Annotated in this window: 24 protein-coding genes and 2 tRNA genes; 11 read left to right on the top strand and 15 right to left on the bottom strand. The window is 67.9% G+C overall.

Going from position 1 to position 26060, the window contains the following annotated elements; all coding sequences use genetic code 11:
- Positions 1 to 63: 63 nt before the first annotated feature.
- The 8 genes from LPB142_RS13070 to hisA form a co-directional block, all read right to left on the bottom strand.
- On the bottom strand, positions 64 to 780 hold the full coding sequence (locus tag LPB142_RS13070) for a transporter substrate-binding domain-containing protein (RefSeq protein WP_068764892.1): 717 nt from the start codon (positions 778 to 780) through the stop codon (positions 64 to 66).
- A 40-nt stretch (positions 781 to 820) separates the two neighbouring features.
- A complete protein-coding gene (locus LPB142_RS13065; RefSeq protein WP_071166634.1) occupies positions 821 to 1633 on the bottom strand; it encodes an ABC transporter ATP-binding protein in 813 nt (270 codons plus the stop codon).
- A gap of 172 nt (positions 1634 to 1805) precedes the next feature.
- Positions 1806 to 2249, bottom strand: coding sequence for a tellurite resistance TerB family protein (locus tag LPB142_RS13060; protein ID WP_071166633.1), 444 nt, complete (start codon positions 2247 to 2249; stop codon positions 1806 to 1808).
- A gap of 126 nt (positions 2250 to 2375) precedes the next feature.
- Positions 2376 to 2696: a DUF1330 domain-containing protein gene (locus LPB142_RS13055; protein ID WP_068764889.1), complete on the bottom strand. Its 321-nt coding sequence runs from the start codon at positions 2694 to 2696 to the stop codon at positions 2376 to 2378.
- The gene (locus LPB142_RS13050; RefSeq protein ID WP_071166632.1) at positions 2693 to 2995 is read right to left on the bottom strand and encodes a DUF1330 domain-containing protein; all 303 of its coding nucleotides are present in this window, start codon (positions 2993 to 2995) and stop codon (positions 2693 to 2695) included. Before LPB142_RS13050 ends, LPB142_RS13055 begins: the two co-directional genes overlap by 4 nt.
- Positions 2996 to 3065: 70 nt before the next feature.
- The gene (locus tag LPB142_RS13045) at positions 3066 to 3377 is read right to left on the bottom strand and encodes a phosphoribosyl-ATP diphosphatase (protein ID WP_068764887.1); all 312 of its coding nucleotides are present in this window, start codon (positions 3375 to 3377) and stop codon (positions 3066 to 3068) included.
- Between the two features lie 88 nt (positions 3378 to 3465).
- Entirely contained in the window at positions 3466 to 4224 is a 759-nt protein-coding gene (hisF, locus tag LPB142_RS13040; RefSeq protein ID WP_068764886.1) for an imidazole glycerol phosphate synthase subunit HisF, read from the bottom strand.
- Between the two features lie 181 nt (positions 4225 to 4405).
- Positions 4406 to 5125 carry a 1-(5-phosphoribosyl)-5-[(5-phosphoribosylamino)methylideneamino]imidazole-4-carboxamide isomerase gene (hisA, locus tag LPB142_RS13035; protein ID WP_071166631.1) on the bottom strand — a complete coding sequence of 240 codons (720 nt, stop codon included), beginning with the start codon at positions 5123 to 5125 and terminating at the stop codon, positions 4406 to 4408.
- Between the two features lie 133 nt (positions 5126 to 5258).
- Between hisA and LPB142_RS13030 the strand changes: the two genes are divergently transcribed.
- The gene (locus tag LPB142_RS13030) at positions 5259 to 5642 is read left to right on the top strand and encodes a DUF2147 domain-containing protein (protein WP_068764884.1); all 384 of its coding nucleotides are present in this window, start codon (positions 5259 to 5261) and stop codon (positions 5640 to 5642) included.
- A gap of 31 nt (positions 5643 to 5673) precedes the next feature.
- Here the strand turns inward: LPB142_RS13030 and hisH are convergent, their stop codons facing one another.
- Together hisH and hisB are read right to left on the bottom strand one after the other, a co-directional pair.
- Positions 5674 to 6312, bottom strand: a complete 639-nt coding sequence (gene hisH, locus LPB142_RS13025) for an imidazole glycerol phosphate synthase subunit HisH (protein WP_068764883.1) — start codon at positions 6310 to 6312, stop codon at positions 5674 to 5676.
- A complete protein-coding gene (gene hisB, locus LPB142_RS13020) occupies positions 6312 to 6899 on the bottom strand; it encodes an imidazoleglycerol-phosphate dehydratase HisB (RefSeq protein WP_068764882.1) in 588 nt (195 codons plus the stop codon). The genes hisH and hisB overlap by 1 nt, the downstream gene beginning before the upstream one ends.
- Before the next feature lie 235 nt (positions 6900 to 7134).
- Between hisB and LPB142_RS13015 the strand changes: the two genes are divergently transcribed.
- A complete protein-coding gene (locus tag LPB142_RS13015; protein WP_156506751.1) occupies positions 7135 to 7587 on the top strand; it encodes a hypothetical protein in 453 nt (150 codons plus the stop codon).
- Positions 7588 to 7719: 132 nt separating this feature from the next.
- Here LPB142_RS13015 and LPB142_RS13010 read toward each other — a convergent pair.
- The 3 genes from LPB142_RS13010 to LPB142_RS13000 form a co-directional block, all read right to left on the bottom strand.
- Positions 7720 to 7794 (bottom strand) — tRNA-Gly (locus LPB142_RS13010).
- Between the two features lie 19 nt (positions 7795 to 7813).
- Positions 7814 to 7888, bottom strand: a tRNA-Gly gene (locus LPB142_RS13005).
- A gap of 293 nt (positions 7889 to 8181) precedes the next feature.
- Complete coding sequence (locus LPB142_RS13000) at positions 8182 to 11616, bottom strand: pyruvate carboxylase (protein WP_071166630.1); 3435 nt, start codon at positions 11614 to 11616, stop codon at positions 8182 to 8184.
- Positions 11617 to 11803: 187 nt separating this feature from the next.
- Here LPB142_RS13000 and LPB142_RS12995 point away from each other — a divergent pair, with 187 nt between their 5' ends.
- The gene (locus LPB142_RS12995; protein ID WP_071166629.1) at positions 11804 to 13252 is read left to right on the top strand and encodes a TrkH family potassium uptake protein; all 1449 of its coding nucleotides are present in this window, start codon (positions 11804 to 11806) and stop codon (positions 13250 to 13252) included.
- 34 nt (positions 13253 to 13286) lie between these two features.
- Here the strand turns inward: LPB142_RS12995 and LPB142_RS12990 are convergent, their stop codons facing one another.
- A complete protein-coding gene (locus LPB142_RS12990) occupies positions 13287 to 15038 on the bottom strand; it encodes a peptidoglycan-binding protein (protein ID WP_071166628.1) in 1752 nt (583 codons plus the stop codon).
- 180 nt (positions 15039 to 15218) lie between these two features.
- On the opposite strand from LPB142_RS12990, the gene LPB142_RS12985 reads away from it, so the two are divergent.
- The 8 genes from LPB142_RS12985 (at position 15219) to glmM (ending at position 25606) form a co-directional block, all read left to right on the top strand.
- Entirely contained in the window at positions 15219 to 16160 is a 942-nt protein-coding gene (locus LPB142_RS12985) for a glycine--tRNA ligase subunit alpha (RefSeq protein ID WP_068764877.1), read from the top strand.
- Positions 16154 to 16567, top strand: a complete 414-nt coding sequence (locus LPB142_RS12980) for a DUF6446 family protein (protein ID WP_068764876.1) — start codon at positions 16154 to 16156, stop codon at positions 16565 to 16567. The genes LPB142_RS12985 and LPB142_RS12980 overlap by 7 nt, the downstream gene beginning before the upstream one ends.
- Before the next feature lies 1 nt (position 16568).
- Positions 16569 to 18629 carry a glycine--tRNA ligase subunit beta gene (gene glyS / locus LPB142_RS12975; protein ID WP_071166627.1) on the top strand — a complete coding sequence of 687 codons (2061 nt, stop codon included), beginning with the start codon at positions 16569 to 16571 and terminating at the stop codon, positions 18627 to 18629.
- A 104-nt stretch (positions 18630 to 18733) separates the two neighbouring features.
- The gene (locus LPB142_RS12970; protein WP_071166626.1) at positions 18734 to 21277 is read left to right on the top strand and encodes a putative PEP-binding protein; all 2544 of its coding nucleotides are present in this window, start codon (positions 18734 to 18736) and stop codon (positions 21275 to 21277) included.
- Between the two features lie 293 nt (positions 21278 to 21570).
- Complete coding sequence (locus tag LPB142_RS12965; protein WP_330390650.1) at positions 21571 to 22188, top strand: cell wall hydrolase; 618 nt, start codon at positions 21571 to 21573, stop codon at positions 22186 to 22188.
- A 102-nt stretch (positions 22189 to 22290) separates the two neighbouring features.
- Positions 22291 to 23205 (top strand): dihydroneopterin aldolase, encoded by a 915-nt coding sequence (locus LPB142_RS12960; protein ID WP_068765038.1) that lies wholly within the window; start codon positions 22291 to 22293, stop codon positions 23203 to 23205.
- 38 nt (positions 23206 to 23243) lie between these two features.
- A complete protein-coding gene (gene folP, locus LPB142_RS12955; RefSeq protein WP_068764872.1) occupies positions 23244 to 24263 on the top strand; it encodes a dihydropteroate synthase in 1020 nt (339 codons plus the stop codon).
- Positions 24260 to 25606: a phosphoglucosamine mutase gene (gene glmM / locus LPB142_RS12950; protein WP_071166625.1), complete on the top strand. Its 1347-nt coding sequence runs from the start codon at positions 24260 to 24262 to the stop codon at positions 25604 to 25606. The genes folP and glmM overlap by 4 nt, the downstream gene beginning before the upstream one ends.
- Before the next feature lie 19 nt (positions 25607 to 25625).
- On the opposite strand, the gene LPB142_RS12945 is transcribed toward glmM, so the two are convergent.
- Positions 25626 to 26015: a hypothetical protein gene (locus LPB142_RS12945; RefSeq protein ID WP_068764870.1), complete on the bottom strand. Its 390-nt coding sequence runs from the start codon at positions 26013 to 26015 to the stop codon at positions 25626 to 25628.
- Positions 26016 to 26060: the final 45 nt, after the last annotated feature.

Raw genomic sequence — 26060 nt, 5'->3', positions numbered from 1 at the left:
AAACTTTGCGGGAGGGGCGGGCGCCCGGAGGCCCCCGCCCGAGGTCGTCGGACGGCGTCGGGGTCAGAAGCCCTTGACGTCGGGGCCGAACCATTTGGTGATCAGCGCGTTGAGCGAGCCATCGGCTTTCATCTCGGCGATCACGGCGTCGAATTTGCCCTTCAGCTCGGCATCGGTTTTGCGCAGGCCCATGCCCACGCCGCCGCCAAGCGCGACATCCTCGCCGACCCATTGGATGCCGCTCTCTGCGGTCACGAAGGCCGCGAGCGGGTCCTTGTCGGCGAAGACCGCATCGGCCTCACCGTTCTTGACCGCGGCGACGGTGTCGTCGAGCGTCGGGAATTCGAGCAGCGTTGCGCCCGATTTGGCGACGAAATCGGCCTGGATGGTGCCGACCTGGGCGGCAACGATGCCCTTCAAGTCGGCATCGGGTTTGAGCGCGGCATAGGCCGAGGGCGCGGGCGGATAATAGGCCTCGGTGAAGTCGATGACTTCCTTGCGCTCGTCGGTGATGCTCATGCCGGCCATGATCGTGTCATAGTTGCCCGAGAGCAGGTTCGGGATGATGCTGTCCCATTCATTGGTGACCCATTCGCAGGTCACGCCGGCCTTCTCGCACAGGATATCGCCGAGCTCGCGCTCAAAACCGTCGACCTCACCCTTGTCGTTGATGAAGTTGTAGGGAGGGTAGGCGCCCTCGGTGCCCATGCGCACGGTCTGCGCCGAGGCAAGGCCCGCGCTCAGCGCCAGCGCCGCGGCGGTCAGGATCAGCTTCTTCATGGTATCAGCTCCGCTGTTGAGAGTGTTTTTGGTCTTCAGATCACGCCGGCAGGGTTGCCGACAGGAATTGTTTCAGCCGCTCGGATTTCGGCGCGCCGAAGAGCGCCTCGGGCGGGCCCTCCTCCTCGATCTTGCCTTGGTGGAGGAAGATCACATGGTCGGAGACATCGGCGGCCAGGCGCATGTCATGGGTGACGAGGATCATCGTGCGGTGCTCGGCGGCGAGATCCTTGATGACCTTGACGACCTCCTGTTGCAGCTCGGGGTCGAGCGCGGAGGTCGGCTCGTCGAAAAGCAGCGCCTCGGGGCGCATGCACAGCGCGCGCGCGATCGCGGCGCGCTGTTGCTGGCCGCCGGAGAGCTGCGCGGGCCAGGCCTCGGCCTTGTCGCCGATGCCGACCTTGGCGAGAAGCTCGCGCGCGAGCGGCTCGACCTCCGCCACGGGGCGGCCGAGCACGGTCAGCGGCGCCTCCATCACGTTTTGCAGGATCGACATGTGCGACCAGAGGTTGAACTGCTGGAAGACCATCGAGAGATTGGTGCGAAAGCGGGTGACCTGGGCGCGGTCGGCGGGGCGGCGCGCAAGGCCCGCGCCTTGCCATTTCACCGCTTCGCCCTCGAACAGGATCTCGCCCGCCTGGCTGTCCTCGAGCAGGTTGCAGCAGCGCAGCAGCGTCGATTTCCCCGAGCCCGAGGAGCCGATCAGCGAGATCACCTGACCGCGGCGCGCGGTCACCGAGACGCCCTTGAGCACCTCGAGCGGACCGTAACTCTTGTGCAGGTCGCGAATTTCGATGACGGGCGCGGCGGAGGCTGCGGCGGCGTCGGCGGAGGCGGGAGCGGTCTGGGTCACTTTTGGGCTTCTCTTTGTCCGTTCGGTCAAGTTGGCGCGATTTCGGGGGCGATTGCAACGGGGCAATGACAGGTTCCGCAGGGAGAAGGGGGCGGACTTGGCCAAAAAGGCAGGCAGATTGCGCCAAAACGGGCGTTCTCGCCCGGGGTGCGGCAGCGGGCCGCGGCGGCGCTCAGCCCTCGCGGGCGAGAACGCGTTGCCGCGCGAAGGCCGAATCGCGGTCGTTGATGCCCAGCAGGCTGGCCGCGAGGCGGATCATCGCCTCTTCATCGGGGGCGCGCGCCTCATCGGCGAGCGCCACCTCCCACATCGCCTCGATCACCGCGATCCGGTCGTCATGGGCGATCTTGTCCTTCAGCGCGCGGGTGAAGCGCACGGTGTCGGGGGCGGTCTCTTCGAGCGCCTCGGCGCTGCGGCGCAGCTCGGTCGCCTCGAAGGGGCCAAGCCCGCGGCGGGCAGCGAGGATGCGGTCGATGCGGATCTGTTCGGCCTCGTCATAGCGGCCGTCGGAGCGCGCGAGGCGCACGAGAAGGGCGGCAAGCGCGAGCTCGGCGTCGTCGGCGGTCAGCGGATCGGGGTGGGGCGCGGCGAGGAGGCCGAGGAGGGTTTTGAACATGGGCTCACTCTAGCGGCGCGGGCGCGGGAGGCAAGGGCGCGGGAGGCAAGGGCGCGGGAGGCAAGGGCGCGGGTGGCAAGGGCGGAGGGGGCGCGGGGGGCGCTGCCCCCCCGGCCCATGCGGGCCTCACCCCCGGGATATTTCGGCATCGTTGAAGGGCAGGCCTTCGAGGATGGTCAGATCGACCGCGGCGGCGGCGTCGCGCGCGGCGAGGGTGGCTTGATAGGGCGCGCCGAAATAGCAGGCGCGGGCGGCGGCGAGGGAGGGGAATTCGACGATCACGGTATCGGGGCGCATCTGGCCCGCGACGGTGTCTTGCGGGGCGCCGAGCGCGCGGATTCGCCCGCCGGCGGCGGCGATCGCGGGGGCGGCGGCGGCGCGGTAGGCGGCGTAGCCCGCCGGGTCGAGGATCGTGACATGGGCGACCCAGAAGCCGGGCGCGCTCACTCCGCCCAGCCCTCGACGATGCACAGATCGGCCTCCGAGACCGGTGTGCGCAGCGCGAGCGCGTGTTGGTATTCGGGGCTGAGGTAGCAGGCGCGGGCGGCCGCGAGGGAGGGGAATTCGATCACCACCGCGCGCGGGCGCAGATCGCCCTCGACGACCTCTTGCGCGCCGCCGCGCACGAGGAATTTGCCGCCGAATTTCTCGAAGGCGGCGGCATTTGCCGCGCGATAGGCCTGATAGGCCTGCGGATCGTCGACGGTGACGTGGCCGATCCAGTAACCCTTGGGTGTCGGTGTCATTTTCCCCTCCCGTTTCACGCGAAGTCTGCGCGCGGGGCGGGCGTCTGGCAAGGCGGTTCAGGGTCGCGGCTCAGCCGCGGGCGGCCTTTTCGGCAAGGCCCGAGGTGCCCTCGCGGCGGGCGAGTTCGGCCAGCACCTCCTCGAGCGTGACCTCGCGCGCGGCGAGCATCACCAGCAGGTGGTAGAGCACGTCGGCGGCCTCGTAGACGAGGTTCTCGCGGTCGCCCTTGGCCACCGCCATGCAGGCCTCGATCGCCTCCTCGCCGAATTTCTGGGCGCATTTCTCCGGGCCCTTGGAGAGCAGTTTCGCGGTCCAGGAGCTGTCCGGGTCGGCGGATTTGCGCGCCTCGATGGTGGCGGCGAGCTGGGCGAGGATGGTCATGGGCGGGCTCCTTTCGCGGCGGCGATGCGGGGGGGCGGCTCGGTTGGCACGGTGGCCGTGTCGGCGGGGCGATAGCTCAGCTCGCGCCTCACAGCCGCACCGGGATGCCTGCGGCGGCCATGTGTTCCTTGGCCTCGCGGATGGTGAATTCGCCGAAGTGGAAGATCGAGGCGGCGAGCACGGCCGAGGCGCCGCCCTGGGTCACGCCCTCGACGAGGTGGTCGAGCGTGCCGACGCCGCCGCTGGCGATCACCGGCAGCGCCACGGCATCGGAAATCGCGCGGGTCAGCGCGAGGTTGAAGCCCGCGCGGGTGCCGTCGCGGTCCATCGAGGTCAGCAGGATCTCGCCCGCGCCCTTGGCCTCGACCGTGCGGGCGAATTCGACCGCGTCGATGCCGGTGGATTTGCGCCCGCCGTGGGTGAAGATCTCCCAGCGGCCCGGGGCGACGGTCTTCGCGTCGATCGCGACGACGATGCATTGGCTGCCGAAACGGTCGGCGGCCTCGGCCACGACATCGGGGTTGGCCACCGCGGCGGAGTTGAACGAGACCTTGTCGGCGCCGGCGAGCAGGAGCTTGCGCACGTCTTCATGGCTGCGCACGCCGCCGCCGACCGTCAGCGGCATGAAACATTGCTCGGCGGTGCGGGTGACGAGATCGAACATCGTGCCGCGGTTTTCGTGGGTGGCGTGGATGTCGAGGAAACAGAGCTCATCCGCGCCCGCCGCGTCATAGGCCTTGGCGGCCTCGACCGGATCGCCCGCATCGATCAGGTTGACGAAATTCACGCCTTTGACGACACGGCCATCGGCCACGTCGAGGCAGGGGATGATGCGCGTCTTCAGCATGGGCGGGCTCCTTTGCGGTCTGCATAACCCCTGCGGGCGCGCAAGGAAAGCGCCGCGAGCGGGGCGCTGCCCCGCACCCCGGGATATTTTTGGCAAGATGAAATGGCGCTTGGTTTCATCTTGCCGAAAATATCCCGGGGGTGAGCCCGGAACGGGCGAGGGGGCGGCGCCCCCTTCTCCCTCAGCCCTTGAGCGCGGCGAGTGCCTGGCCGAGATCGAGCGCGCCGTCATAGATCGCGCGGCCCGAGATCGCGCCCGAGATCACGCCGGTGTCGCGCAGTGCGATCAGGTCGGGCAGCGAGGAGACCCCGCCCGAGGCGATCACAGGGATCGACACCGCGCGCGCGAGCGCTTCGGTCGCCTCGATATTCGGGCCGGTCATCGCGCCGTCGCGCATGATATCGGTGTAGATGATCGCCGCGACGCCCGCGTCCTCGAAGCTGCGCGCCAGATCGGTGACCATCACATCGGTCTCCTCGGCCCAGCCCTTGGTCGCCACGCGCCCGCCGCGCGCATCGATGCCCACCGCCACCTTGCCCGGGAATTCACGCGCCGCCTCGCGCACGAGGGCGGGGTTCTCGACGGCCACAGTGCCGAGGATCACCCGCGAGAGGCCCTTCTCGATCCAGGTGGCGATGGTCGCCATCGTGCGGATGCCGCCGCCGAGCTGGGCGGGCACCTTGATCCGCGCCAGGATTGCCTCGACCGCCGCCGCGTTCACCGGCTCGCCCGCGAAGGCGCCGTTCAGGTCGACCAGATGCACCCATTCGCAGCCCGCGGCCTCGAATTTCGCCGCCTGCGCGGCCGGGTCGTCACCGAACACGGTGGCCTTGTCCATCTCGCCATGCAGCAGGCGCACGCATTGGCCGTCCTTGAGGTCGATCGCGGGGTAGAGGATCATCGGGCTCTCCTTTGGTTGCCGCCTCATGCCATGCGCGCAGGCCTCGGGCAAGGCCGGGGCGGCAACGCCACGTCAATCTTGCCCGGAATCGGGCGTCGTGGCCTGATGGCGCGGGATTTTGGGAGGAGATACCATGAAAACCACCATTCTGGCCGCCGTTCTGGCGCTGACTGCGGGGATGGCCGCCGCTGACCCGATCGAGGGGATGTGGAAGACGCAGCCCGACGACGGCTCCTATGCGCTCGTGAAGATCGGGCCCTGCGGCGCGAATTTCTGCGGCACGATCCAGCGCACCTTCAACGAGCAGGGCGAATACAAATCGCCCAATATCGGCAAGAAGATCGTCATCGACATGGCGCCGAAGGGCGACGGCGCCTATGAGGGCCAGGTCTGGCGGCCCTCGAACGACAAGATCTACATCGGCAAGATCGCGCTTTCGGGCAAGTCGATGAAGCTCTCGGGCTGTGTCGCGGGCGGGCTTTTGTGCAAGGCGCAGAGCTGGTCGAAGGCGGACTGAGACGAAAACGCCCCCGCGAGGGGGCGTTTTTTCAAGGTTTCCAGGCGAGGAAATTGGCGATCAGCCGCAGCCCCGTCGCCTGGCTTTTCTCCGGGTGGAACTGGGTGCCGACCATGTTGTCGCGCCCGACGATCGCGGTGATCGGCCCGGCGTAATCGACATGGGCGAGCAGGTGTTCGGGCCGCGCCACCTTGAAATGGTAGCTGTGCACGAAATAGGCGTGATCGCCGGTTTTCAGCCCCGCGAAGACCGGGTGCGGCTGATCGAGGACGAGATCGTTCCAGCCCATATGCGGCACCTTCAGATGCGCATCCGCCGGGGTGATCCGGTCAACCTCGCCGGGGATCCAGCCAAAGCCCTCGGTCGGCTCGAATTCGAGCCCGCGGCTTGCCATCATCTGCATGCCGATGCAGATGCCGAGGAAGGGCTTGCCCTGACGGTGCACGCCCTCCTCGATCGCCTCGAAGAGCCCGGTGAAGCGGTCGAGCGCATGGCGGCAGGCCGGGAAAGCGCCGTCGCCGGGCAGCACGATGCGGTCGGCTTTCGCGACCACATCGGGCTCGGAGGTGACGACGATCGTGCCCGAGCCGGCCTCATGGGCCATCCGCTCGAAGGCCTTCTGCGCCGAATGCAGGTTGCCCGAATCGTAATCGACGAGCGCGGTGAGCATCACAGCGCCCCTTTCGTCGAGGGCAGCACGCCCGCCATCCGCGGATCGGGCTCGACCGCCATCCGCAGCGCGCGCGCCACCGCCTTGAAGGCGCTCTCGGCGATGTGGTGGCTGTTGAAGCCATGCACCCGGTCGATATGCAGCGTGATCAGCCCGTTGGTCGAAAGCGCCTGGAAGAATTCGCGCACGAGCTCGGTGTCGAAGCTGCCGATCTTCTGGGTCGGCATGTCGCAGTTCCAGACGAGGAACGGCCGGCCCGAGAGATCGAGCGCGCAGGCGACCTGCGTGTCATCCATGGCGAGCGCGAAATGGCCATAACGGCGGATGCCGCGCTTGTCGCCGAGCGCCTTCGTCAGCGCCTGGCCGAGCGCGATGCCGGTATCCTCGACGGTGTGGTGGTCGTCGATATGCAGATCGCCCGTGGCGCGGATCTTCAGGTCGATCAGCGAATGGCGCGCGAGCTGGTCGAGCATGTGGTCGAAGAAGCCCACGCCGGTCTGGTTGTCATAGACCCCGGTGCCGTCGAGGTTGATCTCGACCGAGATCTCGGTCTCGGCGGTCTTGCGCGTGATGGTGGCGGTCCGCATCGGTCATCTCCTTGCCTCTGAGCGCCTTATAGGGCGCCGGGGCGGGCTTGTTAAGCACAAGCCGCGTTGCGGCGCGATGTCGCGAGGCTCGGGAAAATTGATCATCCGTTAAGTGTTATTTGGTTTCCTGTGCGCAGGGAAGGGAATCGCAATGCATGTGCTCTTGATGGACAGGCCCTCACCGCGAACAGCGCGATTTTGCGACCTGATGCGCGCGGATGGCCATGAGGTCACCGTGGTTCCCACGATCGAGCGCGCCATGGGCCGGGCGCGCAGCCATCCGCCGGATCTGCTGATCTCGGTGCTCTTCCCGAATGGCAACCGGCCCGGCGCGCCGACCGGGTTGAGCCTGTTGCTCGCGGCCCAGCAGCACAACCCCTCGATGCATGCGCTGCTGCTCTCCGAGGAGATGCTCTTCGCGCATGGCGAGCTGTTCATGATGCTGTCCTCGCTGCGCTGCGTGCTGCCGGCCGAGCTGACGGCGGAGGATTTGCACGCGGCCTGTGTCAATGTGGTGCGCACCATCGAGGCCCATGAGCGCGAGGCCCATCTGCCGGAGGTCTGCGCCAAATGCTATGTGCGCCACCAATGCGTCCATGCGGCGGAAGGCCGGACCTGCTCGTCGCCGCAACCGGAGGCGGGGCAACCGGAGGCGGTGCGGGTGCCGTCAGGGCGGTTCGGGAGCTGATCGGCAGCCCGGCCGGGCGCGCCACCATACCGGCGCCGGGTCAGCCGGGCAGGGCCGCCCGCCACATCCACTTCGCCGCGCAAGGCCTTGGCCAGAATGACAAAAGCCTCCCCGAAGGGAGGCTTTTCGTATTGGAGCGGGCGATGAGATTCGAACTCACGACCCTTACCTTGGCAAGGTAATGCTCTACCCCTGAGCTACGCCCGCATCCTGGCTATGTCCGAACTGGAGCGGGCGATGAGATTCGAACTCACGACCCTTACCTTGGCAAGGTAATGCTCTACCCCTGAGCTACGCCCGCGCTACCGGTTCGGTGGAGGCGGATTTAGGGGATCGCGCGGGGGGCCGCAAGAGGAAATTTGCGCCGATCTGCAAAAAAGTCGATCCAGTTTTGCGCCGCACTTCGGCGGGGCCAAGGAATGCAGGGAAAAAGAAAGGGGGCGCTGCCCCCTCGCCCGTTCCGGGCTCACCCCCGGGATATTTCGACATCGTTGAAGGGGTGCGGATTTTCGCTTCAATGATGTGGAAATATCCCGGGGTGCGGGGCAGCGCCCCGCTCTGCAGGCGCCCCCCCCTGTTGGGGGGGCGTCTGACTCAGTCGAGTTCGATCAAGAGATCCTTGGCGTCGATTTGGGCGCCGGGGCTGACATGGAGCGCCTTGATCGTCGCGGCGCGGTCGGCGTGGATGCCGGTTTCCATCTTCATCGCCTCGATGGTGAGCAGGAGATCGCCCGGCTGCACCTTCTGGCCGACGCTGACCGAGAGCGCGGCGACCACGCCCGGCATCGGTGCGCCGATATGGGCGGGGTTGCCGGCCTCGGCCTTCGGGCGCGCCTTGGTGGCGGCGGCGGCCGAGCGGTTGGGCACGCGCACGGCGCGCGGCTGGCCGTTGAGCTCGAAGAACACCTTCACCTCGCCCGCCTCGTCGGTCTCGCTCTTCGTCTGGAAGCGGATCTCGAGGGTCTTGCCCGGGTCGATTTCGGCCGAGATCTGCTGGCCCGCCTCCATCCCGTAGAAGAACACCGGCGTCGGCAGGGTGCGCACCGGGCCATATTGGCGGTGGCGGCCCATGTAGTCGAGGAAGACCTTCGGATACATCAGATAGCCCGCGAGATCCTCGTCATCGACCGGGTAACCGTTGAGCTCGGCCGAGAGTTTGGCGCGGGTGGCTTCGAGATCGACGGGGGCGAGATGGGCGCCGGGGCGTTCGGTCGAGGCGGCCTCGCCCTTGAGCGCCTTGGCCGAGATCGCCGCGGGCCAGCCGCCCGGCGGTTGGCCGAGGTTGCCCTTGAGCATGTCGACGACCGACTCGGGGAAGGCCATTTCCTTCGCCGGGTCGAGCACATCGGCCTTCGTCAGCCCCTGCGCCACCATCATCAGCGCCATGTCGCCCACCACTTTCGAGCTCGGCGTGACCTTGACGATATCGCCGAAGATCTGGTTGGCGTCGGCATAGGCCTGCGCCACCTCGTGCCAGCGCTCCTCGAGCCCGAGCGAGCGCGCCTGGGCCTTGAGGTTGGTGAACTGGCCGCCCGGCATTTCATGGAGATAGACCTCCGAGGCCGGCGCGCGGGTGCCCGATTCGAAGGCGGCATATTGGTTGCGCACCGCCTCCCAGTAGTTCGACATCCGCCGGATCGCCGCGATATCGAGGCCGGTGTCGCGCTCGGTATGTGCGAGCGCCTCGACGATCGAGCCCAGGCACGGCTGCGAGGTCCCGCCCGAGAAGGCATCCATCGCCGCATCGACCGCATCGACGCCCGCCTCGGCCGCCGCGAGCACGGTGGCGCCGGCGATCCCCGAGGTGTCATGGGTGTGGAAATGGATCGGCAGGCCGACCTCGTTTTTCAGCGCGGTGACGAGCGCGCGCGCCGCCGCCGGCTTCAGGAGCCCCGCCATATCCTTGAGGCCGAGCACATGCGCCCCCGCGGCCTCGAGCTCCTTCGCCATGCCGACGTAATAGGCGAGATCATATTTCGCGCGGGCCGGGTCGAGGATATCGCCGGTGTAGCAGATCGTGCCTTCGCAGATCTTCTCGGCCTCGATCACGGCATCCATCGCGACGCGCATGTTCTCGACCCAGTTGAGACTATCGAACACCCGGAACACGTCGACGCCGGTTTTTGCCGCCTGAGATACGAAAAATCGAACAACGTTGTCCGGGTAGTTCGTGTAGCCCACGCCGTTCGAGGCGCGCAGCAGCATCTGGGTCAGCACGTTGGGCATCGCGGTGCGGATGTCGCGCAGGCGCTGCCAGGGGCATTCCTGCAAGAAGCGATAGGCCACGTCGAAGGTCGCGCCGCCCCAGCATTCGACCGAGAAGAGATCACCGAGGTTCGCCGCATAGGCGGGCGCGGCCTTGATCATGTCGATCGAGCGCATCCGGGTGGCGAGGAGCGATTGGTGCCCGTCGCGCATCGTCGTGTCGGTGAGCAGGAGCTTCTTCTGGCCGAGCATCCAGTCGGCGACCGCTTTCGGGCCCTGCGTTTCGAGGAGTTGGCGCGTGCCGGGGCGCGGCGCGCCCTTGGCCTCGGGCGGGCGCGGCGCCTTCGCCTCGGCCGCCGGGCGCGGACGGCCCGCGGTCTCGGGGTGGCCGTTCACGGTGATGTCGGCGATATAGGTCAGGATCTTGGTGCCGCGGTCGCGCCGCTTCTTGAACTGGAAGAGCTCGGGCGTCGTGTCGATGAATTTCGTGGTGTAGCCCATGCTCAGGAAGGTCGGGTGCTTGAGCAGGTTGATCACGAAATCGATGTTGGTCGAGACGCCGCGGATGCGGAATTCGCGCAGCGCCCGGTCCATGCGGTGGATCGCCTGATCGGGGGTCTGCGCCCAGGCGGTGACCTTGACCAGAAGGCTGTCATAATAGCGGGTGATGACGCCGCCGGCGTAAGCCGTGCCGCCATCGAGCCGGATCCCCATGCCGGTCGCGGTGCGATAGGCGGCGATGCGGCCGTAATCGGGGATGAAGTTGTTTTGCGGGTCCTCGGTCGTCACCCGGCATTGCAGCGCATGGCCCGAGAGCGTGACCGCGCCCTGATCGGCGGCGCCGGTCGCCTCGGCCAGGCTCGCGCCCTCGGCGATGCGGATCTGCGCCTGCACGATGTCGATGCCGGTGACCTCCTCGGTCACGGTATGCTCGACCTGCACGCGCGGGTTGACCTCAATGAAGTAGAATTCCTGGCTGTCCATATCCATCAGGAATTCGACGGTGCCGGCGTTCTGGTAGCCGACCGCATTGCCGATCTTCAGCGCGAGCGCGCAGACCTCGGCGCGTTGTTCGGCCGAGAGATAGGGCGCCGGGGCGCGTTCGACGACCTTCTGGTTGCGCCGTTGCACGGTGCAATCGCGCTCATAGAGGTGGTAGAGCGCGCCATGGGTATCGCCCAGGAGCTGCACCTCGACGTGGCGGGCGCGCAGGATCATCTTCTCGAGATAGCCCTCGCCGTTGCCGAAGGCGGCCTCGGCCTCGCGGCGGCCCTCGCGGACCTTCTCGATCAGCTCCTCGGGGCCGTTGATCGGGCGCATGCCGCGCCCGCCGCCGCCCCAGCTCGCCTTGAGCATCAAGGGATAGCCGATCTCGCCCGCCTCGGCCTTGATCGCATCCCAGTCATCGCCCAGCACTTCGGTCGCGGGGATCACCGGCACGCCGGCCTTGATCGCGACATGGCGCGCCGAGGCCTTGTCGCCGAGCGCGCGCATGGTTTCGGCGCGCGGGCCGATGAAGGTGATGCCGGCGGCGTCGCAAGCCTCGACGAAATCGGGGTTTTCCGAGAGCAGCCCATAACCCGGGTGGATCGCATCCGCGCCGCATTCCTTCGCGACCCGGATGATCTCCGGGATCGACAGATAGGCGCCGACGGGGCTCAGCCCCTCGCCGATGCGATAGGCCTCGTCGGCCTTGAAACGGTGCAGGCTGAGCTTGTCCTCCTCGGCGTAGACGGCGACCGTCTTCTTGCCGAGCTCGTTGGCCGCGCGCATGACGCGGATCGCGATTTCGCCGCGGTTGGCGATGAGAATTTTACGGAACATGAGGGGTCTCCCGGGTCATTCGGGCGCCAAGCTAGCCCCGCTGCGCTGCGGCGCAAGGAAAATCTGCGAAATTGAGCAAATTAACTGACCAATTCGGGCGTATTTGCAAAGTTTCCCCAAGGGCCGCCGGGCGCCGGCGCCGCGCGGGCGATTGACAGGCCGGGGCGCGGGCGGGCAATCAGGGCGGATGATGGATCTGCGCCCGGTGGGCTATATCATCGGACTGCTCTCGGCGGTCCTGGGGCTCGCGATGCTGATCCCCGCGGCGGTGGATTACGCGGCGGGGGATGACAATTGGTATGCCTTCGTCGAATCCGCGATCATCTGCATGACGGTGGGCGGGCTTTTGGCGCTCGCGGCGCGCGATGGGCTGCGCCATACGCTCAGCCTGCCGCAGAGTTTCGTGCTGACCTCCTTCGTCTGGGCCAGCCTGCCGGGGTTCGGCGCGCTGCCGATGATCATCGGGGCGCCGGGCCTGGGCTTTACCGACGCCTATTTCGAGGCGATGTCGGGGCTGACGACGACCGGCACCACGGTGATCCCCGAGCTCGACGCGCTGCCCGCGGGCACGAACCTGTGGCGCGCGATCCTGCAATGGCTCGGCGGGCTCGGGATCATCATCGTGGCGATGATCTTCCTGCCGGTGATGCGGGTCGGGGGGATGCAGTTCTTCCGCTCGGAAGGCTTTGATACGCTTGGGAAAATCCTGCCCCGCGCGATGGATATCTCGACCGCGCTGATCCGGGTCTACATCGGGCTGACGGCGGCCTGCGCGCTGACCTATGCGGCGCTGGGCATGACCGCCTTCGACGCGATCGTGCATGCGCTGACCACGCTCTCGACCGGGGGCTTCTCGAATTATGACGCGAGTTTCGGGGCCTACAAGGGCGCGCCGGAATATGCGGCCTCGGTGTTCATGCTGCTCGCGGCGATGCCCTTCATCCGCTTCGTGCAGCTCGCGCAGGGCTCGGTCGGGCCGATCTGGCGCGACCCGCAGGTGCGCGCCTTCCTGCGCTGGCATCTCTACGCGATCGCGATCATCGTCGCCTACCGGCTGATCCGGCATGAGGCGGAGTTCTGGGGCACGCTGCGCGAGGTCACGTTCAACGTCGTCTCGACCTTTACGGGCACGGGCTATGCCTCTGAAGACATTACCAAATGGGGGCATCTGGCGTTTGTGGTGCTGATCCTGACGGGGCTGATCGGCGGCTGCACCTCCTCGACGGGCTGCTCGGTCAAGGTGTTCCGCTATCTGATCCTGTTTTCGGCGATCCGCGCGCAGATCCGGCGGATGTATAGCCCGCATCGGCTGGTGCGGGTGCGCTATGCCGGCCGGCCGGTCGAGGAGGAGGTGGTGAACTCGGTGATCGCGTTCTTCTCGCTCTTCATCCTGACCTTCGGGGTGCTGATCGTGGGGCTCTCGCTCACCGGGCTCGAGACCCGGACCGCGCTGACCGCCGCCTGGACCGCGATCGCCAATGTCGGGCCCGCCTGGGGGCCGGAGGTTTCGGGCAATGGCGCGATCGACGCCTTTCCGGCCTCGGCGAAATGGCTGATGTCGGCGGGGATGTTCCTCGGGCGGCTCGAGCTGATGTCGGTGCTGGTGCTGCTCTTGCCGCGGTTCTGGCGCGGCTGAGGGGGGGCGGGCCCGCCAAGGCCCGCCGCCGGGTTCAGTTCCAGCAGGCCACGCGGGCCGAGATTTTCTGAGCGATATCCGAGAGATCCTCGGCCGGCAGCGCGCGGGTCTCGGTGGCGGCCTCGGGCGCAAAGCCCGCCGCCGTCAGCACCGGCGCGAGCGCGCGCGCCTGCACCGCCACCGCGAGATCCTCGGGCAGGCGTTTGTCGGGCGTGGCGGCGGCGGGCAGCAGCATCCCCATCACCGCGCCCGTCGGGTCGATCACCGCGCCGCCCGCATCGCCGGGCAGGGTGCGCACCGCAAGCCGCGCCTGCGCCGCCTCGCCCGCGAGCCCGCTCAGATCCGAGAGCGTGCCGAAGCTCAGCACCGGCGCCGAAAGCGCCTCGGGGTAGGAAAAGCCCGCGACCGCGATCTCGAGCCCCGCGCCCAGTTCGGCGGTCTGGAACCGCGCGACGGCGGGGGCGGCGGTCGGGTTTTCGGGGGTGATCACCGCCACGCCGAGGCCCGCGTCGAGGAAGCTGATCTTGGCGGGCTGGTCCTCGAGGGTGACGCGCGCGCAAGCGTCGAGCCCGGCGGCCGCGGTCAGCACATCGCCCTTCGCCGCCAGATAGACGCCGGTGCGGGCGAATTCCGGGTGGCGTTTGTCGAGCCCGGAGAGCAGATCGGCGCGATTGACCGCGAGCGGTTTGCCGAGCGTCGGGTCGAGGGCCTTGGTGCCCATCGGCTTGAAGCTCGCCTGCATCGCGGCCAGAACGCGCGCCATGCGGGCCTCGTCGGCGGCCGGATAGACCAGCGTGAAGCCCTTGATCAGCCCGCCCGAGAGCGCGGCCTCGGTATGCGAATGGATCTTGTCGTTCTGCCCGGTCAGGCGGAAGGCGCTGCGCCCGCGCTCGCGTTCGCCCTCGACCGGCACGATCTCGAGCGTCTGCATCACGTCATAGAGCCCGAAAAGCGCGTTTTCATCGCCCGGTTCGGAGATCAGGAGCACCGAGACGCCGGAGCCGTCCTTGGCGCGGTAATGCACGAAGGGCGGGTCGTAATGGTCGAACTCGACCAGCCCGAGCGGCAGCTCGATCGCGATCCCGGCCTCGGGTTCCTCGACCGGGGCGAGGCCAAGCGCCGCGCGGTCGGCGGCGACGGCCTCGAGAAGCGCGGCCTGCTGGGCCGAGGAGAGCACGCCAGTGGGCTCGGCGCCCTGCGCCTCTTGCCAGGCGGCGATCGAGGCGCGGGTGCCGCGGCCAAAGGCGCCGTCGATGGCGGAGGCGTAGAAACCTTGCCATTGCAGCGCGGATTGGATCTCCATCCGGGTCTCGCGCGGCAAGGCGGCCTCGAGGCGGCGCGAGTCGGCCAGCGTCTCGGGCGCGGCTTCGGGCGCGGGTTCGGCTTCGGCCACAGGGGCAGGGGGTTCGGCGGGCGCCTCGGCGGCGGGTTCGGCCGCAGGCTCGGCCGCCGCGCCTTCGGCGGGCCAGAAGGCCGCGCCGAAGCGCTTGCCATCGGCCAGATAGCTGTCGGGCGGGATCTTGCCTTCGCGCTTGAGCGCGCGCATCTGCGCATCGGCCTCTTCGGCGGTGGCAAAGGGCCCGAGCGCGATCGCATACCAGCCGGTCGTCATCGCATAGCCCGAGACATCGGGGAACTGCCCGGCCCAATCGCGGGCGCGTTCCTCGGCCTGAGCGCGCTGCGGGCGGGCCTCGATCTGCACCCAGGTCGGCTCGGCCCAGGCCAGGCCCGTCCAGATCAGCCCCGTCAGCCCCGCCGCGACAACCGTCGAAACCGCCCTGCGCATCCCTCGCATCCTAGAACACCTTCCTCGAAATTCACTCGTGGCGGCAAGTTACCGAAGTTTCGCCCCGCGTCACCCCAAAATGCGCAAAATCCGCCGCCTTGCGCGCGCCCGGCCCGCCGCGCCCCGTTGACCCCTGCGCGCCCCTTGCCTAGAGAGGGGGCGTTCAGCCAGAGGTGAGCCATGTCGAAACCCGCAGCCCCCCGTTCGTTCCAGGAAATCATCCTGCGCCTGATGAGCTATTGGGCCTCGAAGGGCTGCGCGATCTTGCAACCCTATGACATGGAAGTCGGCGCGGGCACTTTCCACCCGGCGACCACGCTGCGCGCGCTGGGCTCGCGGCCCTGGGCGGCGGCCTATGTGCAGCCCTCGCGCCGCCCGACCGATGGCCGCTACGGCGAAAACCCGAACCGCCTCCAGCATTATTACCAATATCAGGTGCTGATCAAACCGAGCCCGGCGAACCTGCAAGAGCTCTATCTCGGCTCGCTCGAGGCGATCGGCATCGACCTCGGCCTGCATGACATCCGCTTCGTCGAGGACGATTGGGAGAGCCCGACGCTCGGCGCCTGGGGGCTTGGCTGGGAGGTCTGGTGCGATGGGATGGAAGTCTCGCAATTCACCTATTTCCAACAGGTTGGCGGCTATGATTGCCGCCCCGTGCCGGGCGAGCTGACCTATGGGCTCGAGCGGCTGGCGATGTATGTGCTCGGCATCGATCACGTCATGGACATGCCCTTCAACGACCCCGAGGCGCCGATCCCGCTGAAATATGGCGATGTCTTCCGCCAGACCGAGGAAGAATATTCGCGCCACAATTTCGATGGCGCCACGACCGAGATGCTCCTGCGCCATTTCGAGGATGCCGAGGCCGAATGCGAGCATCTGCTGGCCTTCCCGGCGGAGGACCCGAATTCCGGCAAGCGGATCGTCATGGCGCACCCCGCCTATGATCAATGCATCAAGGCCTCGCATCTCTTCAACCTGCTCGATGCGCGCGGGGTGATCTCGGTGACCGAGCGGCAGGCCTACATCGGCCGGGTGCGGGCGCTGGCGAAGAAATGCGCCGATGCCTTCGTGCTGACCGAGGCCGGCGGCTGGAGTGCGGAGAGCGCGACTTGCTGAAGACGCTCACCCTCGGCGCACTCGCCTGGTCCTTGCAGGCCGGGGCCCAGGAGGCCCTCGCCGGGGCGCGGGCGGCTGACGAGATCCGGCTGACCTCGGTGCAGACCGGCGAGCCGGAGACGATCCTTGCCGAGGCGATGACGGCGGAGGGGGCGGAGGCCTGTTTCCGCACGCCGATGTCGCTGGCGCTGCTGACCGAGACCTATGCGGTTTACGAGCGGCCCGCGCCCGAGCCGGGCCCCGGCTGCCTCGATGCGCGCCGCCTGCGCGCCGATCTCGCGACCGGCACCGCGGTGGCCTTTCTTTCCGAACGTGAGGTGGCGCCCGGCATGGACCGGGTCGTCGCCATCTATCCCGACGGGCGCGCCTACGCCTGGATCCAACTGAACGAGAAAGCGGGGAAGTGACATGCCCGATCTGCTGATTGAACTCTTCTCCGAGGAAATTCCGGCCCGGATGCAGGCCCGCGCGCGCGAGGATCTGAAGAAACTCGTCACCGACGGGCTCGTCGAGGCGGGGCTGACCTATGGCCACGCCCATGCGCTCTCGACGCCGCGGCGGCTCTGCCTCGCGATCGAGGGGCTGAGCGCGGAAAGCCCCACCCTGCGCGAAGAGCGCAAGGGCCCGGCCGCCGGCGCGCCGGAAAAGGCGATCGAGGGGTTCCTGCGTTCGACCGGGCTCACGCTCGATCAGCTCGAGCTGCGCGACGAGAAGAAGGGGCAGGTCTATTTCGCCGTGGTCGAAAAGCCCGGCCGCAAGGCGCCCGAGATCATCGCCGAGGTGCTCGAGCGGGTGATCCGCACCTTCCCCTGGCCGAAATCCATGCGTTGGGGGATGGGCGGGCTGCGCTGGGTGCGGCCGCTGCATTCGATCCTGTGCCTGCTCAGCTCCGAGGCGGGGGCCGAGGTCGTGCCCTTCGAGATCGAGGGGATCGTCGCCGGCAACACCACCGAGGGCCACCGGTTCATGGCGCCGGGGCGGTTCGCGGTCAGCGGGTTCGACGATTACTGCGCCAAGCTCAAAGCTGCGAAAGTGGTGCTCGACAGCGCCGAGCGCGAGGCGATCATCTGGAACGATGCGCAGAACCTCGCTTTCTCGCGCGGGCTTGAAGTCGTTGAAGACAAAGGGCTTCTGGCCGAGGTCGCGGGGCTGGTCGAATGCCCGGTCGTGCTGATGGGGGCGATTGCGGAGGATTTCCTCGGCCTGCCGCCCGAGGTGTTGCAGACCTCGATGAAAGAGCATCAGAAGTTCTTTTCGGTGAAGAACCCGGCCACCGGGCGGATCGAGGGCTTTGTCACCGTCGCGAACCGCGAGACCGTGGACCAGGGCGCGACGATCCTGAAGGGCAACCTCAAGGTGCTCTCGGCGCGGCTCTCGGATGCGAAATTCTTCTGGGAGCATGACCTGCGGATCGTCAAGACCGAGGGGCTCGAGGGGATGGGCGCGGGGCTGGCCAATGTGACCTTCCACAACAAGCTCGGCAGCCAGGCGGCGCGGATCGAGCGGATCGAGGCGCTGGCGCGCGAGATCGCGCCGCGCGTGGGCGCGGCGCCCGATCTCGCGGCCGAGGCGGCGCGGGTGGTGAAGGCCGATCTGCGCTCGGCGATGGTCGGCGAATTCCCCGAGCTGCAGGGCGTGATGGGCGGCTATTACGCGCGCGCGGCGGGGCTGCCGGCGGCGGTGGCCGAGGCTTGCAAGGGTCATTATTCGCCGCTCGGGCCCTCCGATGCGGTGCCGGTCGAGCCGGTCTCGGTCGCGGTGGCGCTGGCGGACAAGATCGACACGCTGACGGGCTTCTGGGCGATCGACGAGAAACCCACCGGCTCGAAAGACCCCTTCGCTCTGCGCCGCGCGGCGCTTGGTGTGATCCGTCTCATCTTGACGAATGATCTGCGCCTGAATCTGCTCGAAATGTTCGAAAAGTCCAACTCGGGCGCGGATGCGGGGGACCTTCTGGGCTTCTTCCATGACCGTCTGAAGGTCCATTTGAAGGATCAGAACATCCGCCATGACGTGATCGACGCGGTGCTGGCGATGCCCGGCTCGGATGACCTGTGCCTCGTCGTCAAACGCGCCGAGGCGCTGGCGGAGTTCCTCAAAGCCGAGGATGGCGAGAACCTCATTCAGGGCTACAAGCGCGCGGCGAATATCCTTGCGCAGGCCGAGGCGAAGGACGGGGTCGAATACAGCTTCGGCGCCGATGCCAAATTCGCCGAGAGCGACGCGGAGCGGGCGCTCTTTGTCGCGCTCGACGGCGCCGAGGCGGCGATTGGCCCGGCGATGGCGGCGGAAGATTTCGGCGCGGCGATGGGCGCGATGGCGGGCCTGCGCGCGCCGATCGACGCCTTCTTCACCGCGGTGCAGATCAACGCCGAGAACCCGATCGTGCGGCGCAACCGCCTCAACCTGCTCTCGCGGATCCGCCAGATCTGCCTGAGCGTGGCCGATCTGGGGCGCCTCGAGGGCTGATCGCGCGCGACGCGGCGGCATCTCGCCGCGTCCGTCATCCAATTGTCGCACTTGCGCGAGGCGCAATTCGGCCTATCCTGACACGGGATGAGGGGCTTGCTGCAATGCAGAAACACGCTGATTTCGTGGAATTTGTCGAGCTGACGCCGAGCGCGGAGGTGCGGGTTGCGCGCCACGGCTGGCGGGCGAAATGCTTGCAGCGGCTGATCCGGCTCGACCTGCCGGTGCCGCGGGTTGTGGCGCTGCCCTGCGAGTCGGTGCGTGCGATCGTGGCCGGGCAGATGCCCGACACGCGCGCGATCGCGGCGCGGTTCGGGCCGGATTTCCTTGTCTCCGTGCGGTCTTCGCCGGAAAACCCGGAATGGGGCGGGCCGGGCACGGTGCTCAATGTGGGCATGAACGACGCGACCCATGCCAAGCTCGTCGAGAGCCACGGGCGCGAGGCGGCGGATGCGCTCTATCTGCGGTTCGTGCAGAATTACGCGACCCATGTGGCGCGGCTCGACCCGGACATGTTCCACGACGAGCCCGGCCCCGAGGCCTTGGCGCGCGCGCTTGCGGCCTATGAGGCGGAGATGGACGAGCCCTTCCCGCAAGACGCCGCGCGCCAGCTTGCGGAGGTTCTGCGCTCGATGGCGCGGGCCTGGGAGGGCACGACGGCGCGGCTCTTGCGTCAGGCCAAGGGCGCGCCGCCCGAGGCGGTTTTGGGGCTTGTGGTGCAGGAAATGGCGCTTGGCATCGGGCCGGGGCTTTCCGGCTCGGGGACGATGCAATTCGTCGATGCGGTGACCGGCCAGCCGAAGATCACCGGGCGGTTCCGCGGCCAGAGCCAGGGCCGGCGCGCCTCGGTCGAGACGCTTTACCTGACGCGCGATCCGCGTGGCGCCTCGCTCGAGGAGGCGGCGCCCGAGCTTTTCGAGGAGCTGCGCCACTATGGCGCGGCCTGCCGGCGCAAGCTGCGCGAGGAGATGCAGCTCGAATTCGCGGTCGAGGGCGGGCGGGTCTCGATCATTGATGCGGTGCGGGTGGCGCGGTCGTCGCGCGCTTCGGTGAAAATCGCGGTGGCGCTGGCGGAAGACGGCGTGATCTCGCGCGAGGATGCGCTGCTGCGGGTCGAGCCGCGGGCGCTCTCCGAGCTCTTGCACTATCAGGTCGACCCGCGCGCGCCGCGCGACCGGCTGGCGCGCGGCATCGCCGCGAGCCCGGGCGCTGCGACCGGCAAGATCGTCTTCACCGCCGCCGCCGCGCAGGCCTCGGCCGCGCGCGACGAGCCCTGTATCCTCGTGCGCCGCGAGACCGCGCCCGAGGATATCCGCGGGATGCATGCCTCGGTCGCGGTGCTGACCGAGCGCGGCGGCATGACCTCGCATGCCGCGGTGATCGCGCGCGGGCTCGGGCTGCCCTGTATCGTCGGCTGTTCCGATATCCAGATTTCCTCGCGCGACCGGCAGTTGCGCGCCCCCGATGGCCGGATCTTCCGCGAAGGCGAGGTGATCACGGTTGATGGCACCAATGGCGAGGTGCTCGTGGGCGTGGCCGAGATGCTCGAACCCGCGCTCGACGACGGGTTCCGCACGCTTTTGCGCTGGGCCGACAATGTCCGCGATATCGGCATCCGCGCCAATGCCGACACCCCCGACGACGCCCGCACCGCGCGGATGTTCGAGGCCGAGGGGATCGGGCTCGCGCGCACCGAGCACATGTTCTTCGACGAGGATCGGCTCACGCTGATGCGCGAGATGATCTTTGCCGATACCGCGAATGACCGGCGGATCGCGCTCGAGCGGCTGTTGCCGATGCAGCGCGCCGATTTCATGACGCTTTTCGACATCATGGCGGGCTCGCCGGTCTGTATCCGGCTCTTTGACCCGCCGCTGCATGAATTTCTGCCCCATGACCGCGAGGGGATGCGCGAGCTTGCCGAGGCGCTCGACCGGCCGCTTTCCGAGGTGACGCGGCGCTGCGAGGCGCTCTCCGAGTTCAACCCGATGCTCGGGATGCGCGGCGTGCGGCTCGGGGTGACGGTGCCCGAGATCTACGACATGCAGGCGCGCGCGATCTTCGAGGCGACGATCGAGGCGAGCCGGCGGGGCGCGCCGGTGGTGCCCGAGGTGATGATCCCGCTGGTGTCTGCGGCGCGCGAGGTCGAGATCGTCAAGACCCGGATCGACGCCGTCGCGGCGGCGGTGAAGACCGAGATGAAGGCCGAGTTTACCTATCGGCTCGGCGTCATGGTCGAGACCCCGCGGGCGGCGCTGCGCGCGGGCGAGATCGCGGAACACGCGCATTTCCTCTCCTTCGGCACCAACGACCTCACCCAGATGACCTATGGCCTGTCGCGCGACGACGCCGGGCGGTTCATGAATACCTACGTCAATCAGGGCGTTTACGCCGAGGACCCGTTCCATATTCTCGATGTCGAGGGGGTGGGCGAGCTTTTGCTGATCGGCGCGGGGCGGGGCCGCGGCGCGCGGCAGGATCTGACGATCTCGGTCTGCGGCGAGCATGGCGGCAACCCCGAATCAATCGCCTTTTGCCGGGCGGCGGGGTTCGATTATGTCTCTTGCTCGCCGTTCCGGGTGCCGGTTGCGCGGCTCGCGGCGGCGCATTTTGCGCTTTTGGCGCCGCGCGGACGGTCGGCGCCCTGAGGCCCGGAATCCTCAATTTGGTAACACTTTCCACTGGTGTTTTCAAAATCTTGTGGGTATTCCATTAAGAAGTTCGTGAAAGCGAATCATCTCCTTCGTCGGCATGAATCCGCCGCTTTTGCGGCCCCGGATCATGCTTGCCCATTCGAAGGGTGGACAGGCGCGGCCTTTTCGGGCTACGAGCGCTTTGTCGCGGCTCCGGCCGGGGCGATTGAACTTATCGAAAGTAAAACATGTCAGTGCTGAAAAGCTGGACGGGGGGCGCCGTTGTCCTCCTGGCCCTCGCCGGAGGCTTGCGTGCCGAAGTAACGGTAAGCCAGTCGAACAACCCCTCGGGGATGTCGGAGCAGGGCTTGGTATCGATGCTGTTGCAGGAGCGGACCGGGTTCGGGGCGCTGTCGGCGGGCCGTATTTCCGAGATCACCACCACGCCGCGGGCGAAGGCGGGCGAAGAGACGCCCGAACGGATCACCGCGGATTGGCTTGCGGCGCAGCCCGCGGCCTCGGGCGGCGAGCAGTTCGAATGTCTCGCCAATGCGATCTACCATGAGGCGCGCGGCGAAAGCGTGTCGGGGCAGGTCGCGGTGGCCGAGGTGATCCTCAACCGGGTCGATGATCCGCAATTCCCGAAAACCGTCTGTGGCGTCGTCCATCAGGGCAATGCGCGCGGTTGCCAGTTCAGCTGGACCTGCGACGGGCGCGCCGACCGGATCGCGAATTCGGCCGTCTACAGCACCGCGGCGAAGATCGCCCGCGCGATGCTCGACGGCGCGCCGCGGCGGCTGACCGAGGGGGCGACCTTCTTCCACACCCCCGCCGTGCGGCCCGACTGGTCGCGCCGCTTCGTGCGCACCGCGCAGATCGGCGCGCATATCTTCTACCGCAAGCCGGTGCAGACGGCCTCGAACTGAGGTCGCATGTCGCCCCTGGGGCGACGTTTCGGGGTGGGCCTTGGCCCGCCCTTTGCTTATGGTGGCGCCAAATTCTACCGCCGCAACCAGGTTGAGCCGCCGATGACCAGCGACATTTCTCTTGCTTTTGCGCATCCGGAGGAGCGCGCGCTGGCCTCGGCCACGGCCGACCCGCGCGACCGGATCAGCCTGCGCGACCATATCGTGAGCGCCGATATCGGCGCGTTCCAGCAAGAGCGCGGCCATGAGCAGCGGCTGCGGTTCAACGTGGTGGTCGAGGTGCGGCCCGCGCCTGCGCCGCTCGAGGATGATGTCGACCGGATCCTGTCCTACGACAAGATCACCGAGGCGATCGCGGCCGAGCTCGCGGCGGAGCGGCTGAACCTGCTCGAGACGCTGGCCGAGCGGGTGGCGGAGCGGATCCTCGGCGCGCCTCAGGCGATGCGGGTTTTCGTGCGCGTCGAGAAGCTCGACCGCGGCCCCGGCGCGCTGGGCGTCGAGATCGTGCGCGCGCGCGCGGCGGTGCCGGTCGCGGCGGCCGATCCGGCGGCCGAGGCGCTGCATCCGGTGGTGGCCTATCTTTCGAATGAGGCGATCGGGGCGGCCGATCTGCCGGCGCGGCTGGATCGGCTCGCGGCGTCGGGCGCGCCGGTGATCTTGTGCGTGGGGATGCCCGAGGCGGCGGCGCCCGAAACCGGTCATCGCCCGACGCAGCGGCGCATCGACCTGCTCGCGATCGAGCAGAACGCCTGGGTTCTGGCGGCGCGCGACCGGCGCTGCGTGGTGGTGGCGACGCGCACCGAGATCGACTGGGCGATGCGGCACGGCGAGATGGTCGTCTGGGCGCCCTCGAAGCTGGTGCTCGATGCGGTGGACGGGCCGAAGGGGGCGGCGCGCGATGCGGTGGCGCTGGCGCTGTGGCTGGCCGAGACCATGGCGGCGCAGCGGCTCGAGCTTCACGGCGATGTTTCAGCCCCGGCAGGAAGCCGCGTGCCGGTGACGCGCGCGGCGCTCTGAGCCTTGCCAAGCGGGCGCGCTTGGGCTCAAAGGGGCGCATGGAACAGAGATATTATCGCCCGATCGTGCAGACCGATGCCGCGCGGCCCGAAGGGGCGCTGACGCTCGCCGGGGGCTGGGCTTGGTTTTCCGAGGTGGAGTGCATCGAGCGCGGCGGTGCGCGCGAGCTGATCCCGGCGGCCTGGCTGCCCGAGGAGGTCGCCGAGCGGCTCACCGCGTCGCGCGCGCCGGTGGCCGGGCTCGGCATGGAGCGGCCCCGGATCATGGGGATCTTGAACGTCACGCCCGACAGCTTCTCCGACGGCGGGCGCTTCGATGCGCTCGAGGCGGCGCTGGAGCGCGCCTGGGATCTCGTCGAGGCGGGGGCGGAAATCCTTGATATCGGGGGGGAATCCACCCGCCCCGGCGCGGCGGAGGTCGATCTCGAGGAAGAGATCGAGCGCACCGCCCCGGTGATCGCGGCGCTGCGCGATGCGGGGTTTTCGGCGCCGATCTCGATCGACACGCGCAAGGCGATGGTCGGCGATGCGGCGGTCGAGGCGGGCGCGGATATGCTCAACGATGTCTCGGCGATGGAATTCGACCCGGAGATGGCGGAATTGGCCGAAATCTCCGGCCTGCCGATCTGCCTGATGCATGCGCAGGGCCTGCCCGAGACGATGCAGGACGACCCCGATTACGGCGATGTGCTGCTCGATGTGTATGACTATCTCGAGGGGCGGATCGCGCTCGCCGAGGCGCAGGGGATTGCGCGCGACAAGATCGTGGTCGACCCGGGCATCGGCTTTGGCAAGACGCTGGCGCATAATCTGGCGCTGCTGCGGGGGGTGAGCCTGTTTCACGGGCTCGGCTGCGCGATCTTGCTCGGGGTGTCGCGCAAGCGGTTCATCGGCACGATCGGCGGCGCGGCCGAGGCCGGTGCCCGTGCGCCCGGCACGCTGGCGGTGACGCTCGCGGGCGTGGCGCAGGGGGTGCAGATCCACCGCGTCCATGATGTTGCGGAAATCGCCCAAGGGTTGAAACTTTGGCGCGCGCTTTCAGAGGGTTACGAGGAATGACGAGAGAGCTTTTCGGCACCGACGGGGTGCGCGGCGAGGCCAACAGCTACCCGATGACGGCGGAGCTCGCGCTGCGGCTCGGGGCGGCGGCGGGGCGGTATTTCCGCCGCGACAGCTCGCGCGGGCATCGCGTGGTGATCGGCAAGGATACGCGGCTCTCGGGCTATATGCTGGAAAACGCGCTGACCGCGGGGCTGACCTCGACGGGGATGAATGTGCTGCTGCTCGGCCCGGTGCCGACGCCGGCGGTGGGCTATCTGACGCGCTCGATGCGCGCCGATCTCGGGATCATGATCTCGGCCTCGCACAACCCGGCAAAAGATAACGGAATCAAGTTCTTCGGCCCGGATGGGTTCAAACTTTCCGATGAGGCGGAGGCCGAAATCGAGGCGATCGTGGCGGGCGAGATCCGGCTCGCGCAGCCGCAAAACATCGGCCGCGCCAAGCGGATCGACGACGGGCTTGGCCGCTATGTCGAATATGCCAAGACCACCTTCCCGGCGCGTGACCGGCTGAGTGGGCTGAAGGTCGTGGTCGATTGCGCGAACGGGGCGGCCTACAAGGCGGCGCCGGAGGTGCTCTGGGAGCTGGGCTGCGAGGTTATTTCCGTTGGTGTTTCTCCCAATGGTCTGAATATCAACGATAAATGTGGCTCGACCCATGCCGCGACAGCGGCCGAGGCGGTTGTCGCCCATGGCGCCGATCTCGGGATCGCGCTTGATGGCGATGCGGATCGGGTGATGATCCTCGACGAGACCGGGCGGGTTGCGGATGGCGATCAGATCATGGCGCTGTTTGCCCGCCGTTGGGCGGAGAAGGGCGTGTTGCGCGGCGGTGCGCTGGTCGCGACGGTGATGTCGAACCTCGGGCTGGAGCGGTTTTTGACCGGGCGCGGGATCGGGCTTGAGCGCACCAAGGTCGGTGACCGCTATGTGGTCGAGCGGATGCGCGAGGGGGGCTTCAACCTCGGCGGTGAGCAATCGGGCCATATCGTGATGACCGATTATGCGACCACGGGCGACGGGCTGATGGCGGGGCTGCAATTCCTCGCGGCGATGGCCGAGACGGGGCGGCGGGCGTCGGAGCTTGTCCAGCAATTCGAGACCGTGCCGCAATTGTTGAAGAATGTAAGGTATCGGGCCGGTCAGGCGCCGCTCGAGGCCGAGAATGTTCGAAAAGTGATAGCGGCGGCCGAGGCCGAGATCGCCGGAAAGGGCCGGATCCTGATCCGCAAATCGGGGACCGAGCCGTTGATCCGGGTGATGGCGGAATGCGAGGATGAGGGGCTGTTGCGCGCGACGGTCGAGGGGATCGTCGGCGCGGTTGAGGCAGAGACGGCCTGAGCCGTCTCTTTTCAACGCCTTACGCGGCGAGGTTCATCCACGCATAGCCGATGAGCCCGGCCGCTTCGATCGCCGTCCAGAGGATGCCGGTGATGCGCCATGCCTTCGGGCCCGGGGTCGCGACGCTCGCCGAGATCAGCGCGCGCAAGATCGCCACCCGGTAGAGCCCGGCCACCAGCGCGATCGCATAAAGGATCGGCGCCATCTGCCCCGGCGCGGCGATCGCGAGCAGCATCGCCAGCAGCACCACCGTCGGAACGACGAAGAGCAGCACCCCGTAATTGCCGAGCCAGAACGTATCCCCAGGGCTCAGCCGGCCGGAGACAAGGCTCATAAACCATTTCGGCGTAAAGATTTTTTGCCGTTCGGCGAGGATCTCGTCGAGTTCGGCCTGCGGCATGTCTTGCATCGCGCTCTCCTGTTCTGCGGGGACCGTAAAAGCAAAAGGGGCGCC

It is taken from the genome of Rhodobacter xanthinilyticus (genome assembly GCF_001856665.1).
Classification (GTDB): Bacteria; Pseudomonadota; Alphaproteobacteria; order Rhodobacterales; family Rhodobacteraceae; genus Rhodobacter; species Rhodobacter xanthinilyticus.
Note: the sequence above shows the minus strand (reverse complement) of the source record. Positions and strands in the feature narration are given on the sequence as shown.

Coding starts and splice junctions, on each gene's coding strand:
- LPB142_RS13070 (WP_068764892.1), bottom strand. CDS start 780: ATGAAGAAGCTGATCCTGACCGCCGCGGCGCTGGCGCTGAGCGCGGGC.
- LPB142_RS13060 (WP_071166633.1), bottom strand. CDS start 2,249: ATGTTCAAAACCCTCCTCGGCCTCCTCGCCGCGCCCCACCCCGATCCG.
- LPB142_RS13050 (WP_071166632.1), bottom strand. CDS start 2,995: ATGACACCGACACCCAAGGGTTACTGGATCGGCCACGTCACCGTCGAC.
- LPB142_RS13045 (WP_068764887.1), bottom strand. CDS start 3,377: ATGACCATCCTCGCCCAGCTCGCCGCCACCATCGAGGCGCGCAAATCC.
- hisF (WP_068764886.1), bottom strand. CDS start 4,224: ATGCTGAAGACGCGCATCATCCCCTGCCTCGACGTGGCCGATGGCCGT.
- hisA (WP_071166631.1), bottom strand. CDS start 5,125: ATGATCCTCTACCCCGCGATCGACCTCAAGGACGGCCAATGCGTGCGC.
- LPB142_RS13030 (WP_068764884.1), top strand. CDS start 5,259: ATGAAAACCACCATTCTGGCCGCCGTTCTGGCGCTGACTGCGGGGATG.
- hisH (WP_068764883.1), bottom strand. CDS start 6,312: ATGCTCACCGCGCTCGTCGATTACGATTCGGGCAACCTGCATTCGGCG.
- hisB (WP_068764882.1), bottom strand. CDS start 6,899: ATGCGGACCGCCACCATCACGCGCAAGACCGCCGAGACCGAGATCTCG.
- LPB142_RS13000 (WP_071166630.1), bottom strand. CDS start 11,616: ATGTTCCGTAAAATTCTCATCGCCAACCGCGGCGAAATCGCGATCCGC.
- LPB142_RS12995 (WP_071166629.1), top strand. CDS start 11,804: ATGATGGATCTGCGCCCGGTGGGCTATATCATCGGACTGCTCTCGGCG.
- LPB142_RS12990 (WP_071166628.1), bottom strand. CDS start 15,038: ATGCGCAGGGCGGTTTCGACGGTTGTCGCGGCGGGGCTGACGGGGCTG.
- LPB142_RS12985 (WP_068764877.1), top strand. CDS start 15,219: ATGTCGAAACCCGCAGCCCCCCGTTCGTTCCAGGAAATCATCCTGCGC.
- glyS (WP_071166627.1), top strand. CDS start 16,569: ATGCCCGATCTGCTGATTGAACTCTTCTCCGAGGAAATTCCGGCCCGG.
- LPB142_RS12970 (WP_071166626.1), top strand. CDS start 18,734: ATGCAGAAACACGCTGATTTCGTGGAATTTGTCGAGCTGACGCCGAGC.
- LPB142_RS12960 (WP_068765038.1), top strand. CDS start 22,291: ATGACCAGCGACATTTCTCTTGCTTTTGCGCATCCGGAGGAGCGCGCG.
- folP (WP_068764872.1), top strand. CDS start 23,244: ATGGAACAGAGATATTATCGCCCGATCGTGCAGACCGATGCCGCGCGG.
- glmM (WP_071166625.1), top strand. CDS start 24,260: ATGACGAGAGAGCTTTTCGGCACCGACGGGGTGCGCGGCGAGGCCAAC.
- LPB142_RS12945 (WP_068764870.1), bottom strand. CDS start 26,015: ATGCAAGACATGCCGCAGGCCGAACTCGACGAGATCCTCGCCGAACGG.